The organism is Streptomyces sp. NPDC060028 (assembly GCF_042736725.1).
In the GTDB taxonomy this organism is placed as follows: domain Bacteria; phylum Actinomycetota; class Actinomycetes; order Streptomycetales; family Streptomycetaceae; genus Streptomyces.
This window is the reverse complement of the sequence record NZ_JBHWVJ010000083.1, coordinates 1-22,259: the sequence shown is the minus strand read 5'-3', so window position 1 is coordinate 22,259 and position 22,259 is coordinate 1. Positions and strand designations below refer to the sequence as shown.

Genomic DNA, 22,259 nt, shown 5'->3' with positions numbered 1-22,259 from the left:
GCGCCGGCGTCCCCGTCCGGCGTGCAGCGGGTCGACCCGGCTCCTTCGCCCCCCGTACTGGTGCCGCCTCGGGATCCCTCACCGAGCAGCACCCCCGCGCCGACCACAGCCGCAAGCGCCACCCCCGCACCCAGGCGGGGAGAACTCCCGCCGCCCGGGTCGGGGCCGGCCGCCGACCCCGTCATTCAAAAGGCCCTGGACCAGTCCAGCGCCGCAGATCTGCCGACCACCGCCGAGCAGCAGGTTCTCGCCCTGAGCCGTACCGCGTGGCTGGCCGAGACGGCCGGCTACACGCAGGTGCGGATCCAGGCTGCGACCGCCCGCCGCGATACCCCGCCCACAACCGGCGCCAGTTCGAGCGCCACCCAGCCGGAGGCGGTGCGGGCGGTGGTGCGGCTCGTGTGGGCCGGAGCCGACCCGGCCGGGACCTTCATGGACGGCCGCACCGCGACCATCCGCTTCACCCAGAACGGAGACGGAACATGGACCCGCACCACGTTTTAGCCGGGCCTGGAGCTCTCGGCGCGGGCGCCGAACTCTTCGCTGCCGTTGGGGCCGTCGCCGACTGGACGGTGGCGAACTCCTGGTGGCTGGTGCTGGTCGCGGCCGCCGCCCTGGCCGGATGGGAGGCCCTACAAAAGCGCCTCGCCGTAGAGGCCCTATCGCGGCGCACCTACCTGGAGCTGGTGCCCGCTGGCGAGTTCGACCCGAGCGCGGAGCAGATCTGGCGTCAGGGAATGCAACTGGTCCGTGCCGCCGGCTCCGGCCCGTGGTGGACGCCCCGGCGAGCCCGTGCACTGCGGTTGCGGCTGCGCTCCGATGGCACCCGCCCCCTCACCTACCGGATCGAAGCCCCCGCCTCCGCTTACGCGCTGCTGGCACAGACCCCTTACGGTGGCCGTGTTCAGGCAAAGCCTGTGTACCCGGTCGCCGACAAGCGGCGTGACCACACGGTGCGGGCGGTCCTGACCCTGCACGGGAAGCCGGGATCCCGGCTACGAAACGTCCCGTTGGACCCGGATCCGCTGCAGCCGCTGATCGACGCCGTCGCCGACCTGAACGCCGACCTCGGTGATCTCGCCGAGGTCTGCGTCGACCTGGCCTCCGCCTCCCGGTGGCAGCTCGCCGCGCACCGCTTCCACACCATGCAACAGGCCCGCAACCAAGCACGCCGTGAAGCCCAGCGCGAAGCACGCTGGATGAGCCAGGACTCCACCGACAGCATGCCCACCACTCTGGGCAGGCTCCTGGACCCGGCCCATTGGCAGGGAACCCGCCGCGGCCAGATGGTCATGTCACCCCAGCCCCGCCGACTCGACCGAGATGCCGTACTCGGCAAGCTCGCCAACTCCCCCGGCCTGGTACGCGTGCAGATCCTCGTACGCTGCGCCTCCGATGCGGCCGGGCGCGCGGAAGCACGCCTCGCGCGGATCGGGGCAGCCATGGACGTCTACGCGGGAGCCTCCCGCCTCGCCTCCCAAGGCTGGTCACTCGGCCCGGTACGGATCGGCCCCGACCGGTGGCCCTGGCGGGACCGCTTCGATGAGCGCTGGTCCAGCGGCCTGATGCGGCCGGCCCGCGCCGGATGGGCGCACGTCGAGGAGCTCGCCGGACTTCTCAAGCCGCCCACCCGCCAGGCTCAGGTGCCGCTCCTTGAAAGCGACATGCCCACCTTCGAGCGGGGCAAGGACCTGTTGCCGCAGGGCTGGTACCGAGGCCCGGACGGCCGGGAGCGGCTGCTGGCCACCCACGAGGACGACACCCTGTTCGAAATCCAGTCCGGCAAGGCCGGGTGGGGCAAGACGATGCGCGCCCTGGTCCATGCCGTCGCCAGTGCCCACAACGGGCGCGGCCTCGCGTTCGTCGACCCCCACGGCGACTCGCTCACCGACGCGGCCCGCTACCTCGCCCACCAGGAGATCATGAAGCGGTTCGCCCTGTTCGACCTGACCGTGCGCCAGCCCGACGATCTGCTGGGCTGCTGGAACCTACTCGACATGAGCGGTGGGCAGCCGCCTCACGAGGTGACGGCCGCCGTGGTCGAAGCATTCGCAGCACCCCTGGGATGGGACGACGCAGGTACGCCACGCGCGCTTACCGTCCTGACCAAGGCTGTCGAGGCCCTGGTGGCCGTGAACGCGGCCGCTGTCGCGGCCCGCGTCCCCACGCAGCAGGCGACCTTGTTTCAGATCCGGCCGCTGCTGACCGACCCGCACTTCAGGAGCCTGGCCGTGGCCACCCTGGACGAGGAGAGCCGCCGCTGGTGGACGAGCATCTTCCCCGACCTCCCCAAGGAAGCACTGCCCACCGTGCTGAACCCCCTGGAGCGACTGGGCGCCAACCCGGTCGTCCGTGCATTCCTGGGCTGCCCCGTCAGCGGCTACGACATCCGCCGCGCCATGGACAAGGGCCACGTGCTGTGGATCTGCCCGCCGGGGACCGGGCCCACCGACCGGCTGCTTGTCTCTCTGATCGTGCGGGACTTTCTGCGGGCCGGCCTGTCCCGCAGAGACCTTCCCGAGAAGAAGCGCCGCGCCTTCCGCTTCTATCTGGACGAGCTGATCTCGCTCGACCAAGGCTCCGACACCGTCCTCGCGGAGATCACCGAGCAGTTGCGAAAGTTCGGCGCCCGCTTGCACGGCATGACCCAGCTCCTGAACCGCCTCTCCCCCACAACCCGGGCAGCCCTGCTGCAAAACGCGTCCTGCCTGTCCACGACCGCCGGATCCATCGAGGCAATCACCCAAATCACCAACCAGTGGCCCGACACCGTCACCCCCCGCGATGTGACCGCACTGAAGCGGTGGTGGCACTACGCGTCGTTCACCATCCACGGCGAGCGCATCGGACCCCTGCGCATCCGCGGCCCCGAACTGAAGGAAGTCTTCGGCGACCTCGCCCGGCCCAAAGAGACCACTGCGCTACGCCAGGCCGCGCACGTCAACACCGGCGCCCGCCCCCTGTCGGTGCTCACCGAGGTCGCCCTCGCTCAAGAGCAGAAGGTCCGCGGCTTCCTCACCAACAAGCGCACCACACCCGCCACATCCGCCGACGATGCAAAGGACCAGTACCGATGAGCCTCACTCCCGTGCTCCAGCCCCCCACCGGAGACACGCATGCCCGCCGGGCCCTGGCCCTGATCTCCCAATACCGTCTGCTCACCACCACCCAGCTCCACCAGATGCTCACCCCCCACACCCCGCCCCGAAAGATCCACAAGGTGCTCGCGCCGCTGCGCGCGGACGGCCTGATCACTCACACCGTCCTCGGGGGAAGACACGGGATGCACGCCCACTTCCTCACCTCGGCCGGCGCCCAGACGGTCGCAGACTGGCCCGAACTGCGCGGGCGTACCCCCACCATCATCCAAAGCTCTACCGGCGCCTCCCTGCGCGCCGCCCACACCCTCACGGGCGTGCGCGCCCACCTCACCTTCCTCGCCGACGCCCGCTCCCACGGCGATGAATACGAGCCCCTGGACTGGGTTCCCGAAGTCACCCACCGCCTCCCCGACACGGGCGGCGAAGACCGCCTGATCGCGGACGCCGTGTTCCACTACACCGTCACCAGCCCACGCCGCCTGCAATACCGGGCGTTCGTCGAAATCGACCGTACGACCATGAGCAGCGAGCGCCTGGCTCGCAAGCTCATCACCTACGCCCGATTCCACAGCTACACCCCCCAGCCGGCAGGCCGGCGCTCAAGCATCGCCGATCAGGGAGCCACGCTCGCCTGGCAACGGTTCTACCCACGCTTCCCCCGGATCCTGTTCATCCTCACAGGCGCTCCCCGCCCCACCCTCACCAACCGCATCGAAGACCTGAGGCGTATGACCGCCGACCACGACCTGGTCACCCGCCTCGCCACCCACGTTCCCCTCGGCGCCACCACCCTCGAAGACCTCGAAACCCACGGCCCCCGCGCCAAAATCTGGACGCCCCTCACCGGTACCAACGAGCCCCGCGGTTGGACCCACCTGTAGCCCACACGTGGCAGGCGCAGCAGCGCACCCGCCAGCCACCGCGCCGCCCAACGACGGCGGCACAGCCGGCCCGTACGAGCCATGGAGCCCAGATGAGCACACACCCCGATCCGCCCTGTTCCCTGTCCGTCCCGGAACGGCGGGACTACCGGGAAGCGCAGAACAACCAGGACGAACTGCTACAGCGATTACTCCTTCACCTGGGCACGCCCTAACGCCACTGGTGAGTGAGTGACCGACCTGATCGTGACCCGCACGGCAGCCGGTGGTGAGAAAACCGGTGAGCAGCCACAGCAAGGATTACCAGCAGCAAAGAACGAGCCAGAGAGTATGAATTCAGCCACGACCCAGATAAAGCTCGCCACCGACCTGCCCACTCCGGCATGCGAGGTCGACATCCAGCCACCTCGCATACCAGGCTGGGCATATGCGCCAGGGCATTCTCGGGCAAAGCATCCCGTTCATTTACTCCCGCCCCAGAACCCCATAGGAGCAGGGGCGTTGACGTCGTATCGTGCGCTTTACAACGCACCGCAACGAGGCAAACACGTTGCACCAGCGATGACGCGGCCGGGGCGGGTGGCCTTCACCACTCGCCCCACGAGGTGACCCCGGGGAGATCTCCGTGAAAACGGCACGACAGCACCACACCCGCACCGTCCGCCGCCGGCTGCTCGCGGCCGCTGCCGTCACCCTGACGATCGCGGCCTTCACGGCCGGTTGCACGAAGGACAACGAGTCCGCACCGCCGGCACCGAGCCCGACGGTCTCGCCCAGCCCGACGGCTGATCCGCAAGCAGCCGAGAAGACCGCGCTGCTCGGCGTCTACCGGGCGTACTGGGATGCTCAGCTGAAGGTATATGCCAGCGGTTCCACGAAGGACACCGGTATCGAGAAGGTGGCCGGCGACAAGGCGTACTCGAAGGTGCAGTCGACGCGCGCGTACTACGTGGATAACCACCTGGTCGTCAAGGGCGCTCCTGTCCTGGCCCCGAAGGTGTCCACCATGGACGTGACCTCCGTACCACCCAGCGCGACGATCACCGACTGTGTGGACAGCACCAACTACATCACCGTCGAACAGGACACGGGCAAGCCTGTTCAGACCATCGACAGCAATCGCCGCCATGCCGCCACCTATGCGGCTCTGAAGATCGGCGGCACCTGGCAGATCAGGGACTCGGATATCTCGCGGGACAGCACGTGCTGACAGGTCGATGGCCCTGGGCAGCAGCCATTACGTTATCGCTGCTCCTACTACCTGTCGGTACCGCTGCTGCGAGTCCGGGGCCAGGAACTGAGTGCCCGCCCAACATCCCGGACTGCATCATCCACTCTGGAGGGGAGAAGCCTCCCGCTCCCGGGGATGGGGGCAACGGCGGTGGGCAGAGTGACGGCGTCACCACAAAGTGCATGGCTCGCGACGGCTCGGGCGGGCAGTTCGAGGTGCCGTGCCACGACGAAGAGTCGGGCTGGTTCGATCAGTCCAGTTCCTGCTACTGGCGGCTGTTGGAGCCTCAGCCGCCAGCCGAAGACCCGGTGTGGGCCGGGCATGCTCCCGGGGACGGGGCCATCTACAACGGTCAGTGTCCGGGCCAGCCGCTGAACGGCGGTTTCCGGTGGTGGCAGAACCCTCCGCCGGGATACGGCGGCGGCCCGAACCTCGAAGCCCTGGCCCAGCAGGCAGTCACGAAGATGCGGCTGCTGGGCGCGGACATCGGCATCGCGCCCAATCCGGGCGGCACGGGCACGGTCGGCATTCCCATCTGGGTGTGGAACGGGTCGAGCCCGCAGACGACCGGTCCGACGTCCGCGAGCGCTACCGCTCTCGGGGTAACGGTGACCGCCACGGCGACGGTGCAGAACGTGGTGTGGAATTTCGGCAATGGCACAACGGTGTCCTGTCCGTTCCCCGGTGTCCCGTATAGCCCGGCGTTCGGCCTGACGCCGCCGAGCAAGGCCAACGGTCAGTGCGGCACCGCCGGGTACTCCCGGGTCGGTGAGTACACGGTCACCGCGACGACTACTTGGGCGGTGCACTGGGTCGGGGGCGGCCAGCAGGGTGATCTGACGACCACCCGTACCTCTCAGGTCCCGGTTCGTATCGGAGAGTTGCAGGTCGTCGGTCAGTAGCGGCCCAGCTGGCCATCCGTAGAACTTTCTTTCCTCTCTTTTGGAGGCACAGCACGTGAGTACCACCACCTCACCCGCGCCAGGCCGCTCCGTTCCCGGTCCCGGCGGTCCGGGGGCGCAGCCGGCCGCCGCGCCGCGCATCGTGCGCCAACGGCGACGCAGGCCAGGGCTGATCGCCCTGTCCGTCGCGCTGATCGCGGCCGGCGGTCTGTCCGGGGCGTTGCTGTTCACCGCATCCGGGCAGCGCACCGCCGTTCTGGTGGTAACCCGTGACGTCCCGGTGGGGGCGGCGATCACGGATGCGGACCTCGCGCCCGCTTCGCTCGCCTTGGATCCGGCCGTGAAGGCAGTTCCTGTCGCAAGGAAGGCCGGTGTGGTGGGGCAGCGGGCCGCGGTCGCGTTGACGGCAGGTTCGCTGCTGTCCCCCGGTCAGGTCACCTCGGTGTCGCTGATCAAGGCGGGTGAGCAGTTAGTCGGTGTGGCGCTGAAGACCTCGCAGCTGCCGGCGAGCCGGCTGGCGCCGGGGCAGAAGGTTCTGATCGTGTCGACGCCTGATCCCAACCAGGCTGCGGCGGCTGTGGCCGGGGGCAAGGCGGCAGAGCCTGCCGGGCCGAAGACGGTGGCCGCGACGGTGGTGGCGGTGGGGGTGGCCGCTCCGGCGACGGGTGTGGTGGTGGATGTGGCGGTGCCTGTGGCTGAGGGCCCGGAGCTGGCGGCGCGGGTGGCTACCGGTGCGGTCGCGCTGATCCTCGCTCCCCAGGAGGGCAGCTGATGGCCGTCATCGCGCTGGCCGGCGGGTTGGGTGCTCCGGGGGTGACCACGACGGCGATGGCGCTTCTGATTGCGTGGCCGCTGGCGGAAGGGCATCGGGTGGTCCTGGCGGAAGCCGACCCCGACGGCGGCGCGGTTTTGCCCGGCGCCCTGCAGGGCACCGTGGGCAGCACTCATGGGCTGCGGAATCTGGCTCTGGCCGCGCGGCAGGGACAGCTCGCGGAGGCGTTCTGGCGTCAGTTGGTGGATGTGACCGAGGCCGGCAGCCGTGACCGGTTGGTACTGCCCGGTCTCTACGATCCCGCCCACGCGTCCGCGATGGAGCCTGTATGGAAGCCGCTGGCCTCCCTGTTCGCTGGGATCGAGGCACACCAGCACGACGTGCTCGTCGATCTGGGACGTCGCGGAATGGTGGGGGCGTCGGCAGTGCTGGCGCAGCAGGCCGATGTCGTGGTGGTCGTGGCCCGCAACACTTTGCGGAGCCTTCAGCAGGCCCAGGTGCGCCTGGCCTCCTTGCGTGAGCAGCTCGGCGCCAGCGCCGACATCGGACTGCTGATGGTGGACGAGGGGCCGTTCTCCAAGGAAGAGGTCCGCAAGCACCTCGACGTCACGGTGACGGCGGTGATGCCGTGGCGGCCCAACGAAGCCGCCGTGCTCTCCGACGGGGCGGAACAACCCCGCAGGTTCGAGTCCGGCCCCCTGATGCGCTCCGCGCGCTCTGCCGCAGTGCGCCTGCAGGAACTGGTGGCGATCCGGCGCTCGCGCCTGGCGCCTCCTCCCGTTGGTTCTGGTGGATGGGCGGTGAACGGTGCGCGCTAACCCGCTCCACAACGACCCCCAGCTCGCGGCCGGTTCGCTGCACGCCCGCCTGGCCGGCCCCCGCGCCCCCTCTGCGCACCCAGCGCCGAATGGTGCGGGACCCATTGATCCCCGCAGCGCCCTGTCGAGCGTTCCCACAGCCACTGCAGCACCATCCGTGCCTGTGGTGGTGGACTACGCAGCCGTGCGCCTGATCAAGAGGGAGGTCGGTGACCGACTCAGTGACCTGCTGCGCACGCGCCCGGGCCTGAGCCCGGCGGCGCAGGAGCAGCAGGGCCGCCATCTGATCAATGAGCAGGTGGCGGTGTGGTCGGATGCCGAGGCTGTCAAGCGCGGGTCAGCCACGGGCGCGGGTGAGGATGCGGCGATCGCGCAGGCCGTGTTCGACTTGCAGTTCCGGGCCGGGCGCCTCCAGCAGCACCTGGACAACCCGCTGGTGGAGAACATCTTCATCAACGGATACGCGCAGACCTGGCTGGACTTCAGCGACGGGCGCCGGATCCAGGTGGCACCGGTGGCCGACTCCGATGAGGAGCTGCGCGAGCTCCTGCACGACCTGGCGCGACGTACGACCGGGCAGAACGAGAGGAGCCTGTCGACCGCGGATCCGTTCCTGGCGCTGCGCCTGTCGGACGGATCTCGTCTGCAGGCGATCACCACGGTCACCCCCGGTACCTATGTGACGATCCGCCGGCACAGCATGCGCCATGCGACGCTGCCCGACCTCGTGAACCTGGGCATGCTCGACTCCACCCTGGAGCAGTTCCTGCGCGCATGCGTGCGCGCGAGGAAGAACGTCATGGTCGTGGGCGGCCAGGCGGCCGGGAAGACGACGCTGCTGCGCGCTCTGCTGAAGGAGATCGACCCGGACGAGCGGTTCGCGACGCTGGAGAGCGAGTTCGAGCTTTTCGCGCACGAGAACAGCTATCACCGGCAGGTCGTGCCGATGGAGGCGCGCGAGTCCAACGGCGAGATCGTCGCCGGGCAGGCCGCCGGCGAGATCACGCTCATGGATCTTATGTTCCGGGCGCTGCGCATGACGCTCACGCGGATCGTGGTCGGTGAGGTCCGAGGCCCGGAGATCGTGGCGATGCTGCAGGCGATGACGAACGGAATGGGCGGCAACTTGTCCACCCTGCACGCCATCCACCCGTCCGTCGTCTTCGACCGGATCGCCGAGCTCTACCTTCTGGCGCAGGCCAACATGAGCGAGGGCCTGGCTTACCGGCAGACGGCGAACGGGCTGCACTTCATCGTTTTCGTCTCCTCCATCGATGAGACGACCATCGGTGGGCACCGCCACCGGTTCATCTCCCACATCCTCGAGGTCACCGGCATCGGGGAAGGGGGACGGCCGGAGACCAACGCCATCTTCGGGCCGCGCCCGGAGTGGGGTGAGCACCGGGCGGTGCCGCTCATGCAACCGCGCTGCATCAACGACCTGCGGCGCGCAGGCTTCGACGGCGCGCTGCTCATGGATCCTGCCGGGGCCTGGACGGCCGGGCTTCCGCTGCTGGTCAGGGAGGGCGGGCTGTGACCGTGCTGCTGATGTGGGTCCTGGCCGGCCTCGCGCTCGCGGGCGGCCTGGTGGGCCTGGCCGCGGGGGTCGTGGGCACCACCGCCCCGAAGGGGCCGGGGCTGACGGCACGGTTGCGTGCCGGGCGTGCTCTGGCAAGCCGGGACGCGCGGATGGGCCGCCGCACGCGGCTGGCCGCCGCCGCCCTGGGCGGGATGCTGCTGTGGCTGGTGAGCGGGGTGTTCATCGCGGGGGCCATGCTGTTCCTGGCCGTGGCCGGAGTTCCCTGGCTGCTGGCACCGACGAAATCCGCGGGCGCACGGATCGGAAAATTGGAGGCGCTGGGCGACTGGACGCAGCGTCTGGCCGGGACGCTGCGCCTAGGGCGCGGCCTGGACGAAGCGCTGCAGATCTCCCGAAAGGGCTGCCCTGAGGACGTCGCCGCTGAGGTCGGTGACCTGGTGGACCGGCTGCAGGTCGGATGGCGGCCCGTCGATGCGCTGCGCGTGTTCGGTGACGCCCTGAACGACGTTACGGCCGACAAGGTCGTGGCCGCGCTCGTGCTGTCGGCCGCCGACCGTGGGCCGGGCCTCGCGCAGGCCCTGGATGATCTCGCGGTGTCGGTACATGAAGAGGTGGCCCGGCGCAGGGTGATCGAGGCGGACCGGGCCAAGCCGCGGACCACGATGCGGTGGATGACGATCATCACCCTCGGTGTCGTCGCCGCCGGCTTCCTCATCCCCTCCTACACCGCCCCCTACGGCACGCTCCTCGGACAGCTCGTCCTCGGTGTCCTGTCGGCCGGCTTCGTCGGAGTCCTCGCCCTGATGCGACAGATCGCCGACACAAAACCCGTCCCCCGCTTCCTGATCTGCGACCCGCGTAGCGCCGTCACGCCCACCCCCGTGGTCGACGTGACTGGTCACGAGAATGTGGAGGTGACCCGGTGATGCCCGTTGCCGCGCTCCTGTCCGGGGCAGTGATCGGCGCCGGCATTGCCCTTCTGGTCCGCGAAGTCCTGCGGCCTGCCCCCGCGCTCGGCCCCGCCCTGGACCGTCTAAACCAGCCTCCTGCGCCCGCGCGCACCGAGGCTGAGGGCGTGGACCGGGACGAACTGTGGGGGCGGTGGCTTCTCGAGCACCTCGCCGACGCGCCGGGCGTTCGGATCCCGTACAAGGATCTCGCGCTGACCGGCACCACCCCGGCCCGGTTCCTCCTGACGAAGGCCGCTCTGGCGGCCGGCGGGCTGCTGCTGCCGCCCCTGTCCACGATCCCGCTCCTGCTGCTGGGCCTGCCCCTGTACCTGCCCGCGATTGTGGGACTCCTGGCAGCGCTCGTCCTGTGGTTCACCCCCGACCTGGCCCTGCGCGACAAAGCACGCCGGGCGAGGGCGGAGTTCGCGCACGCCATGGCCGCCTACCTCGACCTCGTCGCGCTGCGCCGCGCCAACAACGTGTCCGCCGAACAAGCCATGGAACAGGCCGCGCAAGTCGGTGTCGGGTGGGCATTCCAGCGGATCCAGGGCGCGCTCGCCTGCTCGCACGTCGACAAGGTCGCGCACTGGGAGTCGCTGGCCCGCCTGACCGCAGAACTCGACCTGCCCGTCCTCGACGATCTGGCAGCGATCATGCGGCAGTCCGCCGACGACGGTGCCTCCGTGTACTCCACGCTCCGTTCCCGAGCGAAGAACCTTCGCACCGAGCTCTTGGCGGCTCAGGCTGCGGCCGCCAACGCCGACAGCGAGAAGATGACCGCCCCTGGCGCGCTCCTTGCCGTCCTGGTGATGCTCCTGATCGCCTTCCCCGCCATCATCCGCATGCTCAACACCTAACCCACAGCAAGGAGTCGTCATGACCAAGGCCTATATCCGCGCGTCCCAGTGGCTGAAGTCCCGCATCGAACAGGGCGGTGCCGATGACCGGGGGGACATCTCGATCACCACGATCATCATCTGGGTCGCCGCCGTCGCCGGCGCCATCACCATCGCGGGCGGCATCGCGCTCCTCATCACCCGTTACAACGCCAGGCTCGCCGGCATCTGACCCGCGAGATACGACAGCAGGCGACAGGGGAGGCGGGGAGAGCATGCCGCAGCACGAGGGGTCCGTACCGGTGCCGGCCGCGCCCAACCTCACGGGCACGGGCAGGTACTGGGGCGATCGGGGAGAGTCGTCCATCCAGATGGTGATCGTCTTCCCGTTCGTCATCCTGGTCACCATCGCGGTGGTGCAGGCCTCGATGTGGGTCTACGCCCGCAACATCGCGCTGACCGCGGCCCGCGAAGGCGTCGCCGCGGCGCGGACCTACCAGGCGCCTGACGGCGCGGGAGCCGCCCGGGCCCGCGAGACTCTGGACAGGATCGCAGGCACCAGCCTGGCCCAAAGCACGGTAAGCACTTCCGGGAGCACCGTCGGCGAGGTGCAGGTGACCGTGAGCGGTCTCGCTCCGTCGCTAATCCCCGGGATCGCGGGGTTGAGCGTGTCGCAGTCGGCTGGCGCGCCCCGCGAGCGGTGGGTGCAGGCCCCATGAGCACACGGTGCATGAAGCAGGGCGAGGGGCGAGGCGGCTGGCGGGCACGGTTGCGGGAGGACCGGGGCAGTGAGGCGATCGTGGCCGCGATCGTCACGCCGCTGATGCTGATGCTGCTGTGCATGGCGATCGCCGGCGGGCGCATCGTCACCTCCGGGGCGAAGATCGACGCCGCGGCCGAGGACGCGGCCCGCGCCGCCTCCATCTCCCGCACCGCCACTGGCGCCGAGGCCGAAGCCTCCAAAGCGGCCGCCCGGTCGCTGAACGACCAGGGCATCCGCTGCGCCTCCACCAGCGTCACCGCCGATACGGCCGGCCTCACCGTTCCACTCGGACAAGTCGGCACGGTCACGGTGACGATCTCGTGCACGGTGCCGCTGTCCGACCTGCTGCTCCCTGGAGTTCCTGGGTCCCGGACGATGACAAGTCAGTTCACGTCCGTAGTCGACGCGTTCCGATCCCGGGAGGGGTAACCCATGCCCGACACACCCCCACCAGCATCGGCCCCAGCCGGGAGAAGGCCCGGTGGTGACGCAGGCGGGATCGCGATCTACACCGCGATCGTCACCATCGCGCTGCTGGGCATCATCGGCCTGGCCATCGACGGCGGCGGCAAGCTCCGCGCCACCGAACGCGCAGACGCGCTCGCGATGGAAGCCGCCCGCGCCGCCGGCCAGGCCATCGACCCCGCCTCCGCCGTCAACGGAGTGGGGATCCAAGTCGACCCCGAGGCCGCGCAGGCAGCCGCCCAGGCCTACCTCGCTCGGGCTGGCAGCCAAGGCTCGACCTCCCTGTCTGCGGACCGTACCCAGCTCACCGTGACGGTCCGCGGCGCGTACGCGACGAAGTTTTTGTCGATCGTGGGGGTCGGCTCGATGGAGGTCACCGGGCACGGCACCGCCCGCCTTCTGCACGGCGTCACCCAGCCCGAATAGCGAACCCGCTCAAGAAGGGGCCCGTTCCATGCCCAAGCCCACCACCCGCAAGCCGCTCGGCCCGCACCGGGCAAGCGGGGTGCGTACCGCGGCCGCCCTGCTGCGCGGTCTGGTCAGCCTGGCCGTCCTGCTCGCACTGCTCGGCGCCCTGCCCGTGCTGCTGTGGTGGGCCACCGCCCTCGTCGGGCCGCCCGCACTCGCCGCCCTGGGCTCCTTGCTGTCCACCGACGACTCCGGCCAGGTCTTCCTCCTCGCCCTCGCCGCCGTCGGCTGGGCAGGGTGGACGCTGTTCGCGTGCGCGGTCCTGCTGGAAATCCCCGCCCAGTTGCGCGGCCGCGCAGCCCCGCAGATCCGGGGCCTGGTCGGGCAGCGGGCCGCCGCTGCCCTCGTCGGCGCCATCCTGCTCGCCCTGCCCACCGGAACCGCCCTCGCCGCACCGGCCGCTGCGGCACCGGCCTCCGCGTCGGCGCTGAACGTGAGCGCGACCGCCATTCCCGGCACCCCGGCCGGGAGCACCGCCGACACTGGCGCCGCATCAGCCGGTGAGCAGGCCAGGACAGGATCGGTGACGCACACGGTGCGCGATGTCCGGCCGGCTGAGAGCCTGTGGTCGATCGCCGAGCAGACCCTGGGTGACGGCGAGCGCTGGACCGACATCGCCGCCCTCAACGAGGGCCGCACCATGGCCGACGGCAACACCTTCCACGCCGATCGGCCCATCCAGCCCGGATGGACCCTCACCCTGCCCACCGACGCCGTCACCGCGCCATCCGCAGAGCCCCAGGCCCACGACGGCCTCACCCCCGTAACCGCGAACGGGCACAGCGAGTACCGAGTACGGGAGGGTGACAGCCTCTCCCTGATCGCGGACGAGCAGCTCGGGGACGCGGACCGGTTTCAGGAGATCTTCAACCTCAACCAGGGCAAGCCGATGCCCGATGGCAGCTCCTTCACCAATCCCGATCTCATCTACCCCGGGCAGCAGCTCACCCTTCCCCAAGCTGGCGGCACCGCGCAGGCACCCGAACCTGCCCCGGCCTCCCCCACCCCAGCACAGTCCCAGCCCGGGGAGACGATCGTGACCCTGGCCCCGGCTCCCCCCGCCGTCACGCCGCCGATCCCCACACCGTCCACGGCCCCAGCCCACACTCCCGCTCCGACCAAGCCGGCGTCGCCGGCCCCGCTCCCGCAGCAGCCCACGCCCGCACCCGTACCGAACCCGGCCAACGCCCCCACGACGGCCGCCCCGCGGGCCGGCGCCACCGCGAGCAGCGTCAACTGGGCGATGGTCGCCGGGATCGGGACGCTGCTCGCAGCCTCGCTCGCCGGTGCTCTGGGGGTGCGACGGGTCCTGCAGCAGCGCCGGCGCCGCGCGGGCCAGACCATCGCCCAGGACAGCGACCCCACCACCCTCGAACAGCTCCTCGGTGCCGCCGAAGCGGCCAACGTCGAGCTCCTGGACCAGATCCTGCGGACCCTGGCCCACCGCGCCGACCGGGACGGTCGCACCCTCCCCGCGCTGCGCGGCGTCCACCTCGCGGCTGGCAGTGTCACATTGCTGCTGGACGAACCCGCCGAGTCGATCGCCCCGTTCATCGCCGGCCCCGACGCCCTCACCTGGGCCCTGGACCGTCAGGCGGTCTTGGTGGCTGCGGAAGACCTGCAGGACGTCGAGGCTCCGTATCCCGGGCTGGTCACCCTGGGTGGCACTGCCGAGGGCCTGCTCCTGGCTGACCTCATGACCTGCCGTGTCCTGCTCCTGGACGGCACCCCCGACGAGGTCCTCGAAGTTGCCCGTGCTCTGGCGCTGGAGCTGGGGACCTGCAAGTGGACCGACTACAGCGAGATCCTGACCGCCGGGCTCGGCACCCGCCTGGCCGGGCTGCTGCCACAGGGCCGGGTCCGTACGATGCCCCACCTGCCCGCCGTCGCGGCCGACCTCGGCGCGCTCCTCCTCGAAGCCCACCAGAGCGGCGAACAGGTCCTGCCCTGGCTGCTGATCGCAGCAGGGGAGTACGACCAGGAGCAGCTCACCCAGCTCGCCGACGCCCTCACCGCCGGCAGGAGGCTGCAGACCGCCGTCGTCCTGCCGGCCACCCCCGCAACCCGACGCGCTTTCCCCCACGCCGAGATCCTCGATGCGACCCGCGACCAAGACGCCCACCTCGATGCGCTTGGGCTGCCGATGGCACTCCAGCGCGTCACCGACGAGCAGTACCGGCAGTACATCCACGCTCTGGAGGTTTCCACCCAGGACCCTGCACCGGCTACCGGGGCATGGGGGTTCACCGAGAGCCACCAGCAGCCGGCCGCCACCGGGCAGCCCCTGACCCTTCGCGTCACCAGCCAAGACGCCCAAGACCCCGGCAACCCTTTCCCAGCCCTCCTCGCCGGCCTCACCACCGAACCCACCACTCCCCCAGCCCCCTCTGTGGCCGACACCTCTGCTGAGGAACCCGTGGCGTCCGGCGAGGAACCGCAGAAGTCTTACCAGGGCAGCCAGGCGGCTGTGCCGCGACAAGCCGCGGGCCCAGCGGACAGCGAGACGCCCGGGTCCGGGGTCTGTGTCGAGATCCTTGGACCCTTGCGAATCAACGGCGTGCATTGCGCGCACGCCCCCCGCACCACCGCCCTCGCAGCCCTCATCCACCTGCGCCCCGGGCGCACGGTCGATTACCTGTGCCAGGCGATGGACCCGGTCAACCCGTGGAGTCCGCGCACCCTGCAGTCCCGCCTCTCGGAGCTGCGCTCGGGCCTGGGGACCACTGAGGACGGGCAGCCGTTGCTCCCCCGACCCAAGAGCGGTACCGGGTATGCGTTCCATCCGTCGGTCACCTCCGACTGGGCCCAGTTCAAGGCTCTCGCCGCCCGAGGGCTGGCCGCAGGACCGGGTGCCGGGACCGCACACTTGGAGGCCGCAATGGCACTCGTGCGCGGCAAGCCGTTCGCGGGGCGGACGCTGCCCTGGGCCGACCCGATCATCCAGGAGGTCCTGTCCCGGATTACCGACACCGCCCACACTCTGGCCCGTTGGCACACCGACGGCGAATCCCCCGACCACGACGCCGCCCGACAGGTCGTCTCGCAGGGCCTGGACGTGGAGGAGACCTCCGAGGTCCTCTACCGCGACCTCCTCCACATCGAATGGACCACCGACAACCACACCTCGGTCCGCAAAACCATCTCGCGGCTCCAGCAAATGGCACGGACGTACGACATCAGCCTCGACGACGCGACGAAGGAAACCATCAACCGGGTCCTGTCACAGAACCCTTCACTGATCGCCCAGCGCATCACAAGCTGACGGCCAGACACAAATCGAACGCGGCAGGGCCGGCCTGCAGGCCCCGCCGCGTTCCAGGCAACCCCGATCAGGCGAGAGCGGCAGTCGCGTGCCGGGCGGCGCCCAGCAGCCCTGCACGCGCCTGCGACTCACCAGCAGGCCGCCGTGAAGCCCACTCCGCACGGATGCCCGCCACCGCCGCACACACCGCGGAGACTTCCCCCGCCAGAGCTTCCTCCAGAACGGCGAATTGCGGACCGGTCACGACCACGGGTCTATAGAAGCCGTACGAAAGTTCCATCTGACACCAGTACGAAGCCAGCACCCACCCCCAGTCAGGTTCACCGGCAGGCCCTCCGGGCCACCGCCCCCAGGGACGTGAAAGTGAGCGCGCCGACGGTAAATCCCGGTATCCGCCGGTCCGCCGACTGCGGCTCCCACCATCCGCCGCCGCTCCTCACCCTCCCCCGGCCACGACAAGACCACCACCACACCATCCGAATCGATCCGAAACGCCCCTCCGACATCGCTCTCTTGACTATCCACGACCGGAGGCTGCAAACGATCTAGCCGACGTGCGGTTGGAAATCGCCCCTGCCGACACCGGGGAATCCACGCCCGCATCGATCCGCGGTGCAAGGCGGCTCCCCGCCAACCGGCCACCCACCCCCAGCCAACAGCGCCGCAAGCTCACCGGTCACCGGTCACCGGGTAGCCGAGCTCACCAGCCGTCGCCACGGAACTCACCGGTCACCCGTAGGCGGCCCCTCGTATCGATCACAAGCGATGACCGGTGACGTAGCGATCGGTCACCAGCCGGCAAGACCCAGATCCGTCACCGTCCGCCTGTTGACCGATGGCGGCATCAGTCAACAGGCGCCGAGGGGATCAGACACGGCTGACAGCGGAGGCACCCCGGACATCGAGCCCGGGTGGCGTTGCGTGGGAAGCCGGGTACCGGTCAGAGAGAATCGGTCGTCACCGGTGACCGACCCTTCATCTGGGGGCTGCTCGGTTACGCCTCCACTGGTGACCGATCCTGGCACACGGTGCGCAGTGACCGGTCACCAGCCGCAACTCACCGATCCCCCGACCCGCCACCATGAGATCGCATGTGACTGACCTCGGGGACACCCGCGACACGTGCCGCTGGCCTTGCCGCCGGCGCAGCGAGGCCGATGATGATCGGTCGTGACCGGTGACCCAGGGGCCGCCGATCGGTCACCAGTCCGCCCAGGCCTGGATCAGTCACGCGTGACCGATCCGCTGCTGAGCCATGCGCGTGACCGGTCACCAGCGGATCGGTCACCGGTCACATCGTGCCGCTCACCGCCCGACGCCAGTACTCGTCGGCCACTACTTGGCGTGGACCCTTGGTCATGGCTGCCGGCCTCAGCGAGTGGCTCAGCCACATTCAACCCGAAGAAGTCTGCCAGCGCCTGCAAAACCTCACCACCCCTGACGCCCCGCAATAGAGAGACGAGCTCCTTCCCAGCCCGCGGATACGGGAGTCGGCCGTCGGACTCCGAACTGCACAGCACGGCTCGGACGGGTTCCCAGTCGGGGCGGGTGCCGATCTCTGCGTCGGCGCCGAGCGGGAGTGCGTATGCGCACGTCGCACGGGCGTCCGCCGCGAGCGTTCGCTGTCTCTTGATCAGGTGCATGGCTTTGGCGGCGATGAGCTTGGGTGCTGTTCCTGGTCATCAGGCAGGGGTCCGGGGCGGACGTCACCGGTGTAGATTTTCCACATCCCACGCGCTGTCCCCCGCACGGCCGTATCCTCGCTTTGGCGCTGTGACGGAAGCCACACCTCTGGGGGGCTCATGGGGACAGCACTGTTAGGACTCATCGGTCCGATAGTGGGCGGAGTCGCCGTCGTACTCACTACCTACTGGACGACTCGGCCCAAGGCACTTGCGGAAGCGCGGAAGTTCGAGGCCGAAGCAGATCGGACCCGGGCAGAGACCACCAAGATTCTTGCTGAGATAGATGTGCGCCGGCCGTCCGTCGCCCCCCAGGACACCACACCGAAAGGGTGGAGCGTCTCGGGATCGGTGCCCGAGGACTACGAGGTCGGCTTGGACTTGGAAGTGTTCTCTGTAGGCAGGGCCAGCGCTTACATCCGCTCCCGCCACGAGAACCCCGCTGGCTACGCCGGGCTGGTGCAGACGATCAAGGCGGATGACTATCGAGGCACGCGGCTCCAGGTGACGGCGATGGTGAAGGCTCGGGACGTAGTCGGCTGGGCCGGCGTCTGGATGAGAGTGGACGACGCTCACGATCACACTCTCGCTTTCGACAACATGCAGAATCCGGAACGCCGCATCGCCGGAAGCGTAGGTTGGCGCAGATACAGTATTGCGCTGGACATTCCTGAGAACGCTGCCTACATCAACTTCGGGGCAGTCATGGAGCGCACAGGGCAGATCTGGCTGGATGACGTGCGAGTCAACGTCGTTGATGACTCCGTTCCAGTAACAGACATCACCTCACGCTTCCCCCGCCATCCCGTCAATCTGGACTTCGAGAACGGCACCTACTGACCCCAGCCCAAAACGACGGTGCCCCCGTCCGACGAAGCGTCAGGGGGCAGAGCGGGTACGGGCGGCACGCACAACTCCCTTCGGCCTGCCCTGAAGCCCCATGCACGACTCCGAACCCGCCACGCAGTCCCGGGGCTGGCTCCTACCGTGAGTCGCCGGCGGCCGAAGGCCTGGAGTTGCGGCTGGACGGTGGCGAGATCCGGGTGCACCGCCACCAGGCGAATCGATTGCTAGCGGCTTCGTCCCGTGGAAGATGCGGCAGAACAGCCCAAAAGTCACACCGTCATCGTCGGTGCATAGGGCCGGGCGTTCCGGCCAGATGGCGGGCGAGTCCGTCGCATTCGCGGGCTTCGCCGCGCGGTCGCTGCATGTCGGGCGCGGGCCGGGTCCTGTTGGCGCGCGGGTGGCTGCGGGAGTGGAGGAGTGTACACGCCGGGGTGGACTCCGGCGGACGGGAGGATTTTCACCACCAGGATCATTTCGGCATGACCCTGCCAAGCCTATCGCATGACTATCTGAATTACAGCGGCGGGGTCGATCGCTTTCTGACCGTTTCTGACTGCATCACGGCGAAGCACGGTTTCTTAGTGTTGATTTTACGGCGTTCGGGAGCGGCCGGTGAAATTGCAGCCGGCCGTGTCGGCAGGGGCCGACGGGGTTTCTCATCACCAACTGCTAGATGATTTGCACGATTGGCGGATGGGATGGATGAGGGGGGTCTGCGCCCGTTAGCGTCGTTGTGCGAGTAGGCCCCGGCCCGGTGGCCACCAGTTACGCCGGGGCCCCTCACTGCTCAGTCAGCGACACAGAAAGTGGGTATCTGTAATGTCCGACCGTTTCCTGCCCGCGGCCCTGTTGGGGGCCGCGTCGGGGTTTGACGCTAACAGCAGCGTCACTCCGGGTGAAGGCGGCCAGGTGCGTAGTGCCTGGGCCGTCACGCTCGAGGTGCGTGCTGTGGTGGCGCTCACGGTGGCTCCGTTCGTGTTCCTGTCGGGCGCGTGGGGGGCGCCGATGGGGGTGGCGATGGTGCTGACGCTGCTGTCTGCTGCGTCGCGCTCTCGCGTCAGTTACCAGCGGGCCAGCTCTTCTTAGGGGGTTTCTGCCCTGTCCGGCGGCCGCGCGCGGGAGACCGCGCCGGCCGCCGGGCGGGGGCCCGTCCCCGGCCCGACATGCGGAGGGCATTGGTCCGCTTGTTCGGCGGGGTGGGTGTGTACATCCCGCAGAGAAACTGACCGCACGACAGGAAGGGTGGCCGCGACGTGGTCACGAGCGAGAGCGAGTTTGGAAAGTGCCGCCGGTGCGGCTCGCACATTCCCCATGTTCCGGGGCGGGTCGGGCGCAAGCCCGAGTACTGCGGCACGGAATGCCGCGGCCGGGCCCAGCGCGAGCGGGACGGGCAGGTGGATCTGACGCGTCCGCGGGCGGGTCTGCCTCTGGGCCGCTACATCGCGGAAGATCTGCAGCTGATGGCGACGGGGCTGCTGAACGCGGAGTATGAGGACCGCGAAGAGCTGCCCGCGCTGCTGCAGCGGGCCCGTGAACTGGCGCGGGAGATCGACTACTACGTGGCTGCGGCGGTCCGCGATGCGAAGGCGGCCGGCCAGAACTGGGCCGCGGTGGCCAAGGCGGCACAGGTCAGCATTCCCACAGCCCGTTCGCGCTGGGGCGAGCAGGAGGTGCAGCGGCAGATGGAGCGGCGGGCCAGGGAGCACACGGCAGCCACCCATCTGGGCAAGGCGCCTCCCAAGGGCGCCTTGTCCGAGGAGGGTCCCCCGGGCAGGCAAGGTGAGGCAGGGCCGTTGCGTGACGGTCCGGGCCGGGCGCAGTCCCTGCTGGCCGATGCGCTGTCTCATCTGCACTCGCGCAGCGGCATGGCCATCAAGGACATCGCGCAGCGGACGGGGTGGTCTCCCTCGTACCTGTCGCGGGTCCTGTCGGGTGAGCGCTCGCCCGGGTGGGATGTGGTCGCGGCCCTGGCCGCGGTTTTCGAGCACCCTGTGGACGACCTCGCTGTGCTTTGGGATCTTTCGCAGGGCCGTATCCCGCCCAGCCGGGCCTCGTTCGACATCGCCAAGGCTCGTCTGCACGCAGCGCTGCGGGGCTTGTACCTGGCCGCAGGCAGTCCGACCGTGGAGCGGATCTCCCAGCACAGCGGTGTGGATGGGCAGGACATCGTCGATCTGCTTCAGGAGCGGCTGGTGCCGACGTGGGAGATGACGGGAGCGTTCGTGAAAGCGGTGGGAGCGCTTCCCGCAGATGTGCGCCCGCTGTGGGAGGCGGTGCACTACGGATTTTTGAACCAATGGGATCCCTCGGTGGGAGAGCGTCCCGATGAGCCGGTCCTGCCCCGCCCCTCGGGCGGCCAGGGGTGAGCTCTGCCCCGGGCGGCCGTCCGGAGGTGTTCCGCCTGCGGCCGCCGTCCCTTCGTCCGCCCTTGAGCTCCTCTGGCCTGCCTTCCATGACGCATGCTGACGGTTTTGAAATGCCCTCGATGGAGTACACGGCCTTTTGTGAGCTGCACCGTGAGGCCTACGTGCGATACATCCTGACCCGGGTGGGCGACGCCGACCTCAGCGAGAGGATCGCGGGGACCGCGTTCGCCACGCTGGCGGCGATCTGGCCCTCGGTCATCAGCAGTTCCCGCCCCGAGGCCGTGGCCTGGGCGGTGCTGGGCGGGCTGGTCGACTCCACCCTGCACGGCGTGCACTCCTCCGCTCCCCTTGAGGAGGACGAGGTCTACCGGCAGCTGCCTGTCGCGCAGGCCGACGTGGTGGTCCTGCGCTGCCGGATGGCGCTGAGTGCCGGCCAGACGGCGCATCTGATGGGGCTGGAGGAGCCCACGGTGGCGGTGCGGCTGCGCAGTGCCGGGCGCAGTCTGCCGCCCCGGCTCGCCGGGGTGGTCGAGCGCTGTATCGGTCAGGGGGCGTGAAGATCGGCCCGGTGTGGCGGGGGTCCGCGCCGGGCGTACTGGCGGCGCGGGGCGTGCGGCTATATCACGTGCGCCCCGGGCGGTGCAGGGGTGTGGGCGTGCTGGTCCGCGACGTGTGTGCGGGGTGGGATGCTGCGCACGTCGGTTGCCGATGGCGGTGAGGGGCTCATGGACCGCAATTACCTGCTCACGGGTTCCGTCGACTTCGACCGCCCCAGCATGGCCCGGATGCACGACTTCTTGCTCGGCGGGCGCGATCACTATCCCGTCGACCGCACGGCGTGCGCGCAGGCGATGGCGCGGGCGCCGGTTCGGGCTTTGGCCCGCGCCCAGCGTGATTTTCTGGGACGGGCGGTCACGCACCTGGCGGGCCGGCAGGGGGTACGCCAGTTCCTGGATGTGGGGTGCGGGTTCCCCAGCCCTCGGCCCGCTCACCAGATCGCCGCAAAGGCCGCTGAGGGCGGGCGGATCGCGTATGTCTATGTGGACTGCGATCCGCTGGTCGTCGCGCACGGCCAAGCGCTGCTGGAGGGCGACGGACACACCAGGGTCGTCCAAGGCGACCTGCGTGATCCCTCCGTCCTGATACGTGAGGAACGCCTCGCCTCCGTCATCGACTTCCAGCGTCCGGTCGCGGCCCTGTACGTGTCGGTGCTGCACTGCATCCCTGACACGGACTGCCCCGCCGAGGCCGTACGGGAGCTTTTGTCACACCTGGCATCGGGGAGTTTCCTGGCCATCAGCCACCTGGTCTGCGACGACCAGGTGGCCGCCGAGGAGCTGAGCGGATACCTGCAGCAGACGGCGGGCTGGGGCAGG

General features: G+C 69.5%; 20 protein-coding genes. All 20 read left to right on the top strand.

Annotation, left to right across the window (positions count from 1 at the left end):
• Positions 1-21: 21 nt before the first annotated feature.
• Positions 22-504 carry a hypothetical protein gene (locus tag ACFWBF_RS30260; protein ID WP_385607487.1) on the top strand — a complete coding sequence of 161 codons (483 nt, stop codon included), beginning with the start codon at positions 22-24 and terminating at the stop codon, positions 502-504.
• Complete coding sequence (locus tag ACFWBF_RS30255) at positions 483-3,077, top strand: ATP/GTP-binding protein (RefSeq protein WP_385607485.1); 2,595 nt, start codon at positions 483-485, stop codon at positions 3,075-3,077. The genes ACFWBF_RS30260 and ACFWBF_RS30255 overlap by 22 nt, the downstream gene beginning before the upstream one ends.
• On the top strand, positions 3,074-3,982 hold the full coding sequence (locus ACFWBF_RS30250; RefSeq protein ID WP_385607483.1) for a replication-relaxation family protein: 909 nt from the start codon (positions 3,074-3,076) through the stop codon (positions 3,980-3,982). Before ACFWBF_RS30255 ends, ACFWBF_RS30250 begins: the two co-directional genes overlap by 4 nt.
• 625 nt (positions 3,983-4,607) lie before the next feature.
• On the top strand, positions 4,608-5,192 hold the full coding sequence (locus ACFWBF_RS30245; RefSeq protein ID WP_385607481.1) for a hypothetical protein: 585 nt from the start codon (positions 4,608-4,610) through the stop codon (positions 5,190-5,192).
• A gap of 203 nt (positions 5,193-5,395) precedes the next feature.
• The gene (locus ACFWBF_RS30240; protein WP_385607480.1) at positions 5,396-6,115 is read left to right on the top strand and encodes an ATP/GTP-binding protein; all 720 of its coding nucleotides are present in this window, start codon (positions 5,396-5,398) and stop codon (positions 6,113-6,115) included.
• Positions 6,116-6,170: 55 nt separating this feature from the next.
• Complete coding sequence (locus ACFWBF_RS30235) at positions 6,171-6,887, top strand: SAF domain-containing protein (RefSeq protein ID WP_385607478.1); 717 nt, start codon at positions 6,171-6,173, stop codon at positions 6,885-6,887.
• A complete protein-coding gene (locus tag ACFWBF_RS30230) occupies positions 6,887-7,705 on the top strand; it encodes a hypothetical protein (RefSeq protein ID WP_385607476.1) in 819 nt (272 codons plus the stop codon). Before ACFWBF_RS30235 ends, ACFWBF_RS30230 begins: the two co-directional genes overlap by 1 nt.
• Positions 7,695-9,242 carry a CpaF family protein gene (locus ACFWBF_RS30225; protein WP_385607474.1) on the top strand — a complete coding sequence of 516 codons (1,548 nt, stop codon included), beginning with the start codon at positions 7,695-7,697 and terminating at the stop codon, positions 9,240-9,242. Before ACFWBF_RS30230 ends, ACFWBF_RS30225 begins: the two co-directional genes overlap by 11 nt.
• An 11-nt stretch (positions 9,243-9,253) precedes the next feature.
• Positions 9,254-10,171: a type II secretion system F family protein gene (locus ACFWBF_RS30220; protein WP_385607506.1), complete on the top strand. Its 918-nt coding sequence runs from the start codon at positions 9,254-9,256 to the stop codon at positions 10,169-10,171.
• Positions 10,171-11,052: a type II secretion system F family protein gene (locus ACFWBF_RS30215; protein ID WP_385607472.1), complete on the top strand. Its 882-nt coding sequence runs from the start codon at positions 10,171-10,173 to the stop codon at positions 11,050-11,052. The genes ACFWBF_RS30220 and ACFWBF_RS30215 overlap by 1 nt, the downstream gene beginning before the upstream one ends.
• A 19-nt stretch (positions 11,053-11,071) precedes the next feature.
• The gene (locus tag ACFWBF_RS30210; protein WP_385607470.1) at positions 11,072-11,263 is read left to right on the top strand and encodes a hypothetical protein; all 192 of its coding nucleotides are present in this window, start codon (positions 11,072-11,074) and stop codon (positions 11,261-11,263) included.
• A gap of 43 nt (positions 11,264-11,306) precedes the next feature.
• A complete protein-coding gene (locus ACFWBF_RS30205) occupies positions 11,307-11,750 on the top strand; it encodes a TadE family protein (RefSeq protein WP_385607468.1) in 444 nt (147 codons plus the stop codon).
• A gap of 11 nt (positions 11,751-11,761) precedes the next feature.
• Positions 11,762-12,223, top strand: coding sequence for a TadE/TadG family type IV pilus assembly protein (locus tag ACFWBF_RS30200; RefSeq protein WP_385607466.1), 462 nt, complete (start codon positions 11,762-11,764; stop codon positions 12,221-12,223).
• Positions 12,224-12,226: 3 nt separating this feature from the next.
• Positions 12,227-12,685 carry a pilus assembly protein TadG-related protein gene (locus tag ACFWBF_RS30195; RefSeq protein WP_385607464.1) on the top strand — a complete coding sequence of 153 codons (459 nt, stop codon included), beginning with the start codon at positions 12,227-12,229 and terminating at the stop codon, positions 12,683-12,685.
• A gap of 28 nt (positions 12,686-12,713) precedes the next feature.
• Positions 12,714-15,989 (top strand): LysM peptidoglycan-binding domain-containing protein, encoded by a 3,276-nt coding sequence (locus tag ACFWBF_RS30190; protein ID WP_385607462.1) that lies wholly within the window; start codon positions 12,714-12,716, stop codon positions 15,987-15,989.
• A gap of 1,802 nt (positions 15,990-17,791) precedes the next feature.
• Positions 17,792-18,511, top strand: a complete 720-nt coding sequence (locus tag ACFWBF_RS30185) for a hypothetical protein (protein ID WP_385607460.1) — start codon at positions 17,792-17,794, stop codon at positions 18,509-18,511.
• Between the two features lie 825 nt (positions 18,512-19,336).
• Positions 19,337-19,603, top strand: a complete 267-nt coding sequence (locus ACFWBF_RS30180; protein ID WP_385607458.1) for a hypothetical protein — start codon at positions 19,337-19,339, stop codon at positions 19,601-19,603.
• 167 nt (positions 19,604-19,770) lie between these two features.
• On the top strand, positions 19,771-20,883 hold the full coding sequence (locus tag ACFWBF_RS30175) for a helix-turn-helix domain-containing protein (protein ID WP_385607456.1): 1,113 nt from the start codon (positions 19,771-19,773) through the stop codon (positions 20,881-20,883).
• A gap of 110 nt (positions 20,884-20,993) precedes the next feature.
• Complete coding sequence (locus tag ACFWBF_RS30170) at positions 20,994-21,440, top strand: hypothetical protein (protein WP_385607454.1); 447 nt, start codon at positions 20,994-20,996, stop codon at positions 21,438-21,440.
• Between the two features lie 129 nt (positions 21,441-21,569).
• A partial coding sequence (locus ACFWBF_RS30165; protein ID WP_385607452.1) for an SAM-dependent methyltransferase occupies positions 21,570-22,259 on the top strand: 690 nt, incomplete at its 3' end.

Bases quoted from the DNA above. Each gene is read 5' to 3' on its own strand.
- ACFWBF_RS30180 (WP_385607458.1), top strand. From the start codon at position 19,337: ATGTCCGACCGTTTCCTGCCCGCGGCCCTGTTGGGGGCCGCGTCGGGG.
- ACFWBF_RS30250 (WP_385607483.1), top strand. From the start codon at position 3,074: ATGAGCCTCACTCCCGTGCTCCAGCCCCCCACCGGAGACACGCATGCC.
- ACFWBF_RS30215 (WP_385607472.1), top strand. From the start codon at position 10,171: ATGCCCGTTGCCGCGCTCCTGTCCGGGGCAGTGATCGGCGCCGGCATT.
- ACFWBF_RS30185 (WP_385607460.1), top strand. From the start codon at position 17,792: ATGGGGACAGCACTGTTAGGACTCATCGGTCCGATAGTGGGCGGAGTC.
- ACFWBF_RS30205 (WP_385607468.1), top strand. From the start codon at position 11,307: ATGCCGCAGCACGAGGGGTCCGTACCGGTGCCGGCCGCGCCCAACCTC.
- ACFWBF_RS30190 (WP_385607462.1), top strand. From the start codon at position 12,714: ATGCCCAAGCCCACCACCCGCAAGCCGCTCGGCCCGCACCGGGCAAGC.
- ACFWBF_RS30230 (WP_385607476.1), top strand. From the start codon at position 6,887: ATGGCCGTCATCGCGCTGGCCGGCGGGTTGGGTGCTCCGGGGGTGACC.
- ACFWBF_RS30170 (WP_385607454.1), top strand. From the start codon at position 20,994: ATGCCCTCGATGGAGTACACGGCCTTTTGTGAGCTGCACCGTGAGGCC.
- ACFWBF_RS30255 (WP_385607485.1), top strand. From the start codon at position 483: ATGGACCCGCACCACGTTTTAGCCGGGCCTGGAGCTCTCGGCGCGGGC.
- ACFWBF_RS30220 (WP_385607506.1), top strand. From the start codon at position 9,254: ATGTGGGTCCTGGCCGGCCTCGCGCTCGCGGGCGGCCTGGTGGGCCTG.
- ACFWBF_RS30195 (WP_385607464.1), top strand. From the start codon at position 12,227: ATGCCCGACACACCCCCACCAGCATCGGCCCCAGCCGGGAGAAGGCCC.
- ACFWBF_RS30210 (WP_385607470.1), top strand. From the start codon at position 11,072: ATGACCAAGGCCTATATCCGCGCGTCCCAGTGGCTGAAGTCCCGCATC.
- ACFWBF_RS30200 (WP_385607466.1), top strand. From the start codon at position 11,762: ATGAAGCAGGGCGAGGGGCGAGGCGGCTGGCGGGCACGGTTGCGGGAG.
- ACFWBF_RS30240 (WP_385607480.1), top strand. From the start codon at position 5,396: ATGGCTCGCGACGGCTCGGGCGGGCAGTTCGAGGTGCCGTGCCACGAC.